Here is a 10,553-nt window from a genome sequence, read left to right as displayed (position 1 = left end):
GAACTCAGCAGTGAAACGATGCATCGCCGATGGTAGTGTGGAGCTTCTCCATGTGAGAGTAGGTCATCGTCAAGATTAAATTCCGAAACCCCTATCTGCGTATGCAGGTAGGGGTTTTGTCTTTTCGCGTCCGAAAATAACGGTCTCACTTTCACGGATTCAGCCTTGTCGTTCGACGCAGGCACCGTGCTATGTTCCTTCTCTTTCTCGACTGCCTCAGGGATGCCTTATGTCGCACGCAAGCACGCTTCTTCCAGGTTTCATGGTTGTTCACGGCAACCGTTTGGATGAGCTGCGAAGCCTGGTCGTGAGCTGGATGCGGCGTTATCCCCTGGCCCCTCTGGAAAACGAAATCGTCCTGGTGCAGAGCAACGGCATCGCCCAGTGGCTGAAGTTGGCCCTGGCTGAGGACCCTGAAGAAGACGACACGGGCGGCAGCGGTATCGCAGCAGCTATCGAGGTTCAACTCCCCGGCAGCTTCATGTGGCAGCTCTATCGAAAGGTTCTGGGCCGCGAAGAAATTCCGGAAACGTCGCTCCTCGACAAAGCCCCGCTGACCTGGCGTCTGATGCGCCTGCTCCCCGAGCTGATCCATCAACCCCACTTCGAACCGCTGCAGCGCTTCCTTCTCGATGACAGCGACCTGCGCAAGCGCTATCAATTGGCCGAACGCCTGGCTGACCTGTTCGACCAATATCAGGTCTATCGCGCCGACTGGCTAAAAGAGTGGGCCGCCGGTCGCCATGTGATGATCAATGCTCGCGGTGAGTCGCGCCCGCTGTCCCCGGCCAATTGCTGGCAGGCTGAGCTTTGGCGAGCATTGTTGCTGGATGTTGGCGAAGCTGGAATGGCGCAAAGCCGCGCCGGCGTGCATCAGCGCTTTATCGAGCGCATCAACGGTTTGGCGCAGGCCCCGGCCGGGCTGCCATCCCGCGTCATTGTCTTCGGTATTTCCTCCCTGCCGGCTCAGGCCCTTGAAGCGTTGGCAGGGCTGGCCCGTTTCAGTCAGGTGTTGCTCTGTGTGCATAACCCTTGTCGCCACCATTGGGCCGATATCGTTGCCGACAAGGACCTGCTCCGCCACCAGTACAAGCGCCAGCAGCGCAAGCAAGGCATGGCCGGCCCGATCGATGCGCAAAGCCTGCACCAGCATGCTCACCCGTTGCTCGCCGCCTGGGGCAAGCAGGGGCGCGACTACATCAACCTGCTCGACAGTTACGATGACCCGTCCAGTTACCGCACCGCCTTCAGCGATGGTCGCATCGACCTGTTCAGTGAAGACGAGCCCCAGCACCTGCTCGGCCAATTGCAGGACGACATTCTCGAACTGCGCCCCCTGAACGAAACCCGCGAGCTTTGGCCCGACGTCGACCCGGCAAAAGATCGTTCCGTGCGCTTCCATATCGCCCACAGCGCCCAGCGCGAAGTGGAGATTCTCCACGACCAGTTACTCGCCCGCTTCAGCGCCGACCCCGGTTTGCGCCCGCGCGATGTGATCGTCATGGTTCCGGACATCAACGCCTACGCCCCTCACATCCGGGCGGTATTTGGCCAGCTCGATCGCGGCGAAACCCGCTACATCCCGTTCACCCTCACCGACCAGGGCCAACGCGGTCGCGACCCGTTGCTGATCGCCCTGGAACACCTGCTCAAACTGCCCGACAGCCGCTTCCCGGTCAGCGAAATCCTCGACCTGCTCGACGTGCCGGCCTTGCGCGCCCGCTTCGCCATCAAGGAAAGCGACCTGCCGACCCTGCATCGCTGGATCGAAGGCGCCGGCGTACGTTGGGGCCTGAATGCCGAGCAGCGTGCCGGCCTCGGTTTACCGGATGACCTGGAACAGAACAGTTGGCGTTTCGGCTTGCGTCGGATGTTGCTGGGCTATGCGGTGGGGGCGGGCGAGAGCTGCGACGGCATCGAACCATACGATGAAATCGGCGGCCTCGATGCTGCGTTGATCGGCCCGCTGGTCGCATTACTCGACGCCCTGGAAGTGGCCCACGCCGAGCTGTCCTGCTCCGCCCCCGCGGCGCAATGGGGCGAGCGTCTCAATGCCCTGTTGCAGGTGTTTTTCCTGGCTGAAAGCGAGCATGACGACTACCTGCTGGTCCAGTTGCAGACCCTTTGCGATACCTGGCTGGGGACTTGTGAATCGGTCGGTCTGCAAGACCTGCTGCCGCTCACAGTGGTCCGCGAAGCCTGGTTGGCCGGTCTGGATCAAGGCCGCCTTTCGCAGCGTTTCCTCGCAGGTTCAGTGAACTTCTGCACCCTGATGCCGATGCGCGCGATTCCATTCAAGGTGGTGTGCCTGCTGGGCATGAACGACGGTGACTACCCCCGTGCCCAGCCTCCACTGGATTTCGACCTGATGGGCAGCGACTACCGCCCTGGCGACCGTTCCCGTCGCGAGGACGATCGCTACCTGCTGCTCGAAGCGCTGCTGTCGGCCCGGGCGCAGCTTTACGTCAGTTGGGTCGGTCGCAGCATTCGTGACAACAGCGATCGCCCGGCGTCGGTGTTGATTGGCCAACTGCGCGACCACATTGCCGCGGGTTGGCGACTCAAAGGCGCCGCCAGCGACAGCAAGCACAACGCCGGCGAACAACTCCTGCACAAGCTCACCACCGAACATCCGTTGCAGCCTTTCAGTGCCCGTTACTACCACCGCGGCAGCGACCTGTTCAGCTACGCCCGCGAGTGGCGCAGCCTGCACCTGCCGGCTGATGCCGCAGCGCCGGAGCACGATCAACTTGAGCGCTATGAACCCGACGAACCGCTGACCCTGTCGCTGCTTCAGGACTTTGTTCGTCACCCGGTCCGGCACTTTTTCAGACATCGGCTGAAGGTGTTCTTCGAGGCGGTCGAAGCGCCACTGGCCGATGATGAACCCTTCGTGCTCGATGCTCTGCAACGCTACAGCCTGAGCGAAAGCCTGCTCAACGCTGCGCTGGTCGATCCCGCGCAAAGCGATGCGGCGCTGCTCGGCCAGGCGCATCGCTTGCAAGGCAGCGGCCTGTTGCCGCTGGCCGGTTTTGGCGAGTGCCTGCGCGAAGAACTGATTGAACCGCTACCGGACCTGCTGCAGCGCCACCGCCAGTTGTTGCAACAGTGGCCGACCCGCATCGACAGCGCCTTGCCGATTCGTTTCGAGGCCGGCGCGCTCAAGCTCGAAGGCTGGCTTGGTCGTGTCCAGCAACGTGCCGACCAGGCGCTGCTGAGCATCACCACCTTGCCCAACGGCATCAGCAGTGGTCGCTCGCTGAAGTGGCATCGCTTGACGGCCACCTGGGTCATGCACCTTGCTGCCTGCGCGGTAGGCCATTCGCTGCACAGCGCCGTGGTCGCCACCGACATCACGCTGATGCTGGAGCCTCTGCCGCAAGAGGAGGCAGCCGAGCTGCTGACCCACCTGCTGCTGTCGCGTCAGACCGGCATGAATGCGCCGCTGCCAGTAGCGATCAAGACCGCCTTTGCCTGGCTCGCCCAACACGAGAAAGACCCGGAACGGGCCTTGGCCGACGCCGCCAAAACCTACGATGGCGACGGCCAGCGAGACGGCGAACGCAGCGAGAGCGCGGCGCTGCTGCGTCAGTTCAGTGATTTCGCGGCGATGACTGCGAGCGAAGAATTCGAGGGCTGGTGCGAAGCCCTGTACAAGCCGATGTTCGAAGCTAAATGGCAGACACTGGCCAGTGAAGAGGTGCGTCCATGAGCGTTGCAGTAACCCAGGCGCCACTGGCGTTGACCTTTCCCCTGCATGGCAGCCAGTTGATCGAAGCCAGTGCTGGCACCGGCAAGACATTCACCATTTCCGCCCTGTACCTGCGCCTGGTGCTCGGCCACGGTGGTGAGCAGGGCTTTGGTCGCGAACTGTTGCCGCCGCAGATTCTGGTGGTGACCTTCACCGATGCCGCGACCAAGGAGCTGCGTGAGCGAATCCGCATCCGTCTGGCCGAGGCGGCGCGGTTCTTCCGCGGTGACCTGGCCGAAGCGGACCCGCTGCTCGCCCAACTGCGCGAGCAATACGATCCTGCCCATTGGCCGACCTGCGCCAATCGCCTGGAAGTCGCTGCGCAGTGGATGGACGAGGCGGCCGTCTCGACCATCCACAGTTGGTGCCAGCGGATGCTGCGCGAGCACGCCTTCGACAGCGGCAGCCTGTTCACCCAGACACTGGAAACCGACCACAGCGAATTGCTCGGCCAGGTCATGCGCGATTACTGGCGGCGCTTCTGCTACGGCATGGAAGGCGAGGCGCTGGCTTGGGTGCGTAACAACTGGGGCAACCCGGACGACCTGCTGCCGCGGGTACGCGCACTGTTTGGCCGGCATGCCGGAGAGGTGCGCACGCAAGAGCCGCAAGAGGTCATCGCCGACGTGCTGCGCCAACGTGCCGAGCAGTTGCGCGAACTGAAAGCGCCTTGGGCGCAATGGTCGGATGAACTGCTGCAACTCTGCCGCGAGGGCGTGAAGGCCAAGCAGGTCAACGGCAGCATGATCCAGGAACGCTACTTCAAACCCTGGTGCGAGAAGCTGCGCAACTGGGCCGAGGACGAGCAGGCGCAAGAGCTGGATATCGGCACCGGTTTCACCCGCCTGACCCCGGACGGCGTGGCCGCCGCCTGGAAAGTCGAGCCGCCGAGCCACCCGGCGCTGGAGGCCATGGTCGCCCTGCGCGAGCAACTGCAAAGCCTGCCGACGCCGGACGCGCAACTGCTCGAACACGCTGCCGCCTGGGTCTCTCAGCGCTTTGAACAAGAGAAGCGCCGCCGCGCGGAAATGGGCTTCGACGACATGTTGCAACGCCTCGACAGCGCCCTGAGCGGGCCTGCCGGCGAGCGACTGGCCGGGTTGATCCGCGAGCAGTTTCCGGTCGCGCTGATCGATGAATTCCAGGACACCGATCCGGTGCAGTACCGCATCTTCGAGTGCATCTACCGCATCGAAGAAAACGTGCGGGATACCGGCCTGTTCTTGATCGGCGACCCGAAGCAGGCGATCTACGCCTTCCGCGGCGCCGACATTTTCACCTACCTCGGCGCCCGCCGCGCCACCACCGGGCGCCTGCACAGCCTCGACACCAACTTCCGCTCCACCCAGTCGATGGTCACCGCGGTCAATCATGTGTTCGAGCAGGCCGAGCAGCGTTCTGTTGGCCGTGGTGCCTTCCTGTTTCGCGACAAGGATGGCGACAACCCGGTGCCCTTCGTTTCGGTGCATGCGCGTGGGCACAAAGAGCAGTTGCAGGTCGATGGCGAGGCGGTGCCGGCGCTGAACCTGTGGCACCTGGCGAGCGATGAGCCGGTGTCGAACACCCTCTACCGGCAGAAGATGGCCGCGAGTTGCGCGAGCCTTATCGTCAGCTTGCTCAACGGCGGGCAGCAGGGCCGCAGCGGCTTCGTCCAGGGCGAGCAATTGCGTGGCTGCCAGCCATCGGATATCGCCATCCTTGTGCGCGATGGCCGTGAGGCGCAGCTTGTTCGCGCTGAACTGGCGGCGCGCGGCGTGCGCAGCGTCTACCTCTCGGACAAGGATTCGGTCTTCGCCGCCCAGGAAGCCCGCGACCTGCTGGCCTGGCTCAAGGCCTGCGCCGAGCCGGACAACGAGCGCCTGCTCAAGGCGGCGCTGGCCAGCGGCACCCTCGCTCAGCCACTGCGCGAACTGGCGCGACTGAACGAAGACGAAATGCGTTGGGAAGGCCGGGTCATGCAGTTCCGTCAGTACCGGCTGATCTGGCGAGTCCAGGGCGTGCTGCCAATGCTGCGACGCCTGCTGCACGACTTCGAGCTACCCCAGGTGCTGATCGGCCGCACCGATGGCGAACGGGTGCTGACCAACCTGCTGCACCTCGCCGAGCTACTGCAGCAGGCCGCCACTGAACTGGATGGCGAGCAGGCGCTGATCCGTCATCTGGGCGAGCATCTCGCTGCGTCCGGGCAAGCGGGCGAGGAACAGATCCTGCGCCTGGAAAGCGACGAGCAACTGGTCAAGGTGGTGACCATCCACAAATCCAAGGGTCTGGAGTACGAACTGGTGTTCCTGCCGTTCATCTGCACCGCCAAGCCGGTGGATGGCAAGCGCCTGCCGCTGGGTTGGCACGACGAAAACGGCGCTGCGCACGTGACCCTGAGCCCTACCGATGAGCAGATTGCCAAGGCCGATGACGAGCGACTCGCCGAAGACCTTCGCCTGTTCTATGTCGCCCTGACCCGAGCACGGCACGCCTGCTGGCTGGGTGTGGCCGACCTCAAGCGCGGCACCGGCAAAGACTCGCTGCTGCACCGCAGCGCCCTCGGTTATCTGTTGGGCGGCGGCCAGCGGCTGGCGGAGTCTGCGGCGCTGACGAGCTGGCTCGATGCCCTGCAAAAGGACTGCGACGCCATCCACAGCCAGGCGCTGCCGGAGGCCAACGAACAGCTCTACGTCGCCCCCCGGCAGACCGCCGAATTGCTTGCCGCGCGCGAGCCCAAGCGCCGCGCTGCCGAGAACTGGTGGATCGCCTCCTACAGTGCCCTGCGCATCGGCGAGGATGCTTTGGAGCTGGACGCCGATGTGCCCCAGGCCCAGCAATTGCTCGATGACGAACGTCCTGATCCGAATGCCCTGCGCGAAGTCGCGGCGATCGCCGGGGACATCCACCGCTTCCCGCGCGGCCCCAATCCCGGCACCTTCCTCCACGGCCTGCTGGAGTGGGCTGGGCAGCAAGGTTTCGCACGGGTGGCCGCCGCGCCGCAAGAACTGCGCGAGATGGTTGGCCAGCGCTGCAACCGCCGCGACTGGAAAGGCTGGATCAACACCCTGAGTGACTGGTTGCAGCACCTGTTGCAGTCGCCGCTGCGGCTGGGTGACGACAGCGCGCCGGTGGCCCTTGGTGGGCTGAGCCAGTACCAGATCGAGATGGAATTCTGGTTCGCCAGTCATCGCGTCGATGTGCTGCGTCTGGACCGGCTGGTGGCCCAGCATACCCACCAGGGCACCTCGCGCCCGGCCGCGCAGGCGGCGCTGCTCAACGGCATGTTCAAGGGCTTTATCGACCTGGTGTTCGAGCACGACGGTCGCTATTACGTGGCCGATTACAAATCCAACTGGCTCGGCCCTGATGACCTGGCCTACAGCGAAGCGGCCATGGAGTCGGCGATTCTCGAACACCGCTACGACCTGCAATACGTGCTCTACCTGCTGGCCCTGCACCGGCAACTGCGCGCGCGCCTGCCCGACTACGACTACGACCAGCACGTTGGCGGCGCTGTGTATATCTTCCTGCGTGGTGCGCACTCATCGACTCAGGGCGTGTATTTCGCCAAGCCGCCGCGGGCGCTGATCGAGCAACTCGACGCGCTGTTCCGCGGTGTTCCACAGGTGACGCAGCAGGACCTGTTCTCGGGAGAAGTCCAATGATCCGCACGTTCAACGATTTGCTGCCGACACCGCTGGACGCCGAGCACCTGGCATCCCTCGCGCCCTTGAGCGATAGCGCCGACCTGCTGGCGTTGCTCGATCGCTGGGTTGAGCGAGGCTGGCTGCGGGCGCTGGACCGCGCCTTCGTCGGTTTCCTGCGTGAGCGGGAGCCGGGCGGCGATCCGCTGGTGCTGTTGGCCGCGGCCTTGGCCAGCCATCAATTGGGGCACGGCCATGTATGCCTGGACCTGGAAAAGACCCTCGCCGAACCGGACTTCGCCCTGTCGCTGCCGCCGGAAGGCGATGCCTTGGCCGGGCCGCTGTTGCTGCCTTCGCAACTGCTCGAACGACTCACCGGCGATACCTGGCTGGAGCGCCTGGAACGCAGCACGCTGGTGGCGGCGGGCGACCAGCCGCAGCACACGTCGCGACCGCTGGTATTGAGCGGCGGGCGACTCTACCTGCGCCGTTACTGGACCTACGAACGGCAGATCGACGACGCCCTGCGCCAGCGGCTACAGCAGACCGAAGCGACGCCCACGGACCTGCACGCGCGCCTCGACAACCTGTTCAAGGACGGCGCAGAAGCCGGGCAGATCGACTGGCAGAAACTCGCCTGCGCCCTGGCCACCCGTGCGGCGTTCAGCATCATCACCGGCGGCCCCGGCACTGGCAAAACCACCACCGTGGTGCGTCTGCTGGCGTTGTTGCAGGCGCCGGCGGTGGAGGCCGGGCGTCCGCTGCGGATTCGTCTCGCAGCGCCCACCGGCAAGGCCGCGGCGCGCCTGACCGAGTCCATTGGCCAGCAGGTCGAGCGGTTGTCGGTGAGCGCAGACGTGCGGGCGCAGATTCCCTGCGACGTCTCCACCGTGCACCGTCTGCTGGGCAGTCGGCCCAACTCGCGGCACTTCCGTCATCATGCCGGCAACCCGCTGCCGCTGGATGTGCTGGTGGTGGACGAAGCGTCGATGATCGACCTGGAAATGATGGCCAACCTGCTGGCGGCAATGCCGGAAAATGCCCGGCTGATCCTGCTGGGCGACAAGGACCAGCTGGCCTCCGTGGAGGCCGGCGCGGTGCTCGGCGACCTGTGCCGCGACGCCGAGGAGGGCCGTTACAGTGACGAGACTCAAGCTTGGCTGGAGCAGGTCAGCGGCGAGTCGCTGAGCGCCAGCGGCCTGCAGGCAGGAGATGCCGGGCGTTATCCGCTGGCGCAACAAGTGGTGATGTTGCGGCGCTCGCGGCGCTTTGGCGAAGGCAGCGGTATCGGCCAGTTGGCGCGTTTGGTCAATCGCCAGTTGGCGAGCGATGCGCGCGCCCTGCTGCGCGAAGGGCAATACGCCGACGTGTTCGGCCTGACCCTGCGTGGCGAACAGGATCGTGCCCTCGACAAGCTGGTACTCGACGGCCTGGAGCGCGGGCCGAAAGGGCCACTGGGCTACCGCGATTATTTGCACGCCATCCGCCAGGGCCGTCCGGCGGCGGACCTGCCGGCTGATGATCCGCGCTGGAGCGAGTGGGCGCTTGAGGTATTGAAAGCCTTCGAACGCTTCCAGTTGCTCTGCGCTGTGCGCAAAGGGCCTTGGGGTGTGGAAGGGCTCAATCAGCGCGTCAGCCGGGTGCTGACCGCTGCCGGCCTGATCGACGGCGACCAGCCCTGGTACGAAGGCCGTCCTGTGCTGGTGACCCGCAATGACTACGGCCTGAACCTGATGAACGGCGATATCGGTATCGCCCTGCGGGTGCCGGACGGCCAATCCGAGATCGCGCCGCTGCGGGTGGCTTTCCCGCGCAACGATGGCCGCGGCGGTGTGCGCTTCGTGTTGCCGAGTCGCCTCAGCGAGGTGGAAACCGTCTACGCGATGACCGTGCACAAATCCCAGGGCTCGGAGTTCGCCCACACCGCGCTGGTGCTGCCGGATGCGCTGAACCCGGTGCTGACCAAGGAACTGATCTACACCGGGATCACCCGGGCCCGGGACTGGTTCAGCCTGATCGAACCGCGCCAGGGTGTGCTGGAAGAGGCGGTGGGCAGAAAGGTGAAGCGGATTTCGGGGTTGATGCTGGAAACGGTGTAGGCCGCCTCGTGACGGTTCGGTGCCTCTTTCATCAGCGATGAGGCACGGCCGTCACTCCGGAAACACCATCTCCCGCGATTCCCCCATCAACAGCGGCCTGTTCTTCTCCGTCACATCCCTGATGTAATCCCACAACAACGTAATCCGCTTCAACTTGCGCAAATCCTCCCGGCAGTACATCCAGAACTGCCGGGTAACGCTCACTTCGTCCGGCAGCACTGGCACCAGGCGCGGGTCCTGGGCGGCGAGGAAGCAGGGCAGGATGGCCAGGCCGCGGCCCTGCTGGGCGGCGACGTACTGGGCGATGACGCTGGTGCTGCGCAGGTGCGCGGTGGCGTTGGGCAGCAGGTTGTTGAGGTAAAGCAACTCGGAACTGAACGCCAGGTCGTCGACATAGCTGATGAACGGGTGCTCGCCCAGGTCGCTGCTGCGCCGGATTGGCGGGTGGCGGTCGAGGTAGTCCTGGGTCGCGTACAGCCGCAGGCGGTAGTCGCACAGTTTGCAGCACACGTACGGGCCATGTTCCGGGCGCTCCAGGGCGATGACGATATCGGCCTCGCGCTTGGACAGGCTGATGAAGTGCGGCAGCGGCAGGATGTCCACCGAGATGGCCGGCCAGGTGTCGACGAAGTGGCTCAGCTGCGGGGTAATGAAGAAGCTGCCGAAGCCTTCGGTGCAGCCCATGCGCACATGCCCGGAAAGGGCCACGCCGGAGCCGGAGACCTGTTCGCAGGCCATGTGCAGCGTGCTTTCGATCGACTCGGCGTAGCTCAGCAGGCGTTGTCCTTCGGTGGTGAGGACGAAGCCGTTGGTCCGGGATTTTTCGAACAGCAAGGTGCCCAGCGCCTGCTCCAGCGAACTGATGCGCCGCGACACGGTGGTGTAATCCACATTCAGGCGCTTGGCCGCGCTGCTGGCCTTGCGGGTCCGCGCCACTTCAAGAAAGAACTTCAGGTCATCCCAGTTCAGTGAACCCAGGGAGGTGATGTTTTTTTGCATGTTGGACCGGCTTTTATGTGCGTTTTTGTTGGAAGTTTGCACATCTATACTCGAAAACAGCCCAGGCCCCAAGCCCCG

At 64.5% G+C, this 10,553-nt stretch carries 4 protein-coding genes; 3 read left to right on the top strand and 1 reads right to left on the bottom strand.

The window, feature by feature from the left end:
* Window positions 1-229 precede the first annotated feature (229 nt).
* From recC to recD, 3 genes are read left to right on the top strand one after another with little or no spacing between them, the layout of a single operon-like run.
* Complete coding sequence (gene recC, locus CKW37_RS31175) at window positions 230-3,712, top strand: exodeoxyribonuclease V subunit gamma (RefSeq protein WP_095159946.1); 3,483 nt, start codon at window positions 230-232, stop codon at window positions 3,710-3,712.
* Window positions 3,709-7,398 (top strand): exodeoxyribonuclease V subunit beta, encoded by a 3,690-nt coding sequence (gene recB, locus CKW37_RS31170; protein ID WP_095159945.1) that lies wholly within the window; start codon window positions 3,709-3,711, stop codon window positions 7,396-7,398. Before recC ends, recB begins: the two co-directional genes overlap by 4 nt.
* A complete protein-coding gene (gene recD / locus CKW37_RS31165; RefSeq protein WP_095159944.1) occupies window positions 7,395-9,476 on the top strand; it encodes an exodeoxyribonuclease V subunit alpha in 2,082 nt (693 codons plus the stop codon). Before recB ends, recD begins: the two co-directional genes overlap by 4 nt.
* Before the next feature lie 51 nt (window positions 9,477-9,527).
* Here recD and CKW37_RS31160 read toward each other — a convergent pair whose 3' ends face one another.
* The gene (locus tag CKW37_RS31160) at window positions 9,528-10,475 is read right to left on the bottom strand and encodes a LysR family transcriptional regulator (RefSeq protein ID WP_095159943.1); all 948 of its coding nucleotides are present in this window, start codon (window positions 10,473-10,475) and stop codon (window positions 9,528-9,530) included.
* Window positions 10,476-10,553: the final 78 nt, after the last annotated feature.

It is taken from the genome of Pseudomonas sp. Irchel 3E13, assembly GCF_900187455.1.
Taxonomy (GTDB): domain Bacteria; phylum Pseudomonadota; class Gammaproteobacteria; order Pseudomonadales; family Pseudomonadaceae; genus Aquipseudomonas.
Note: the sequence above shows the minus strand (reverse complement) of the source record. Positions and strands in the feature narration are given on the sequence as shown.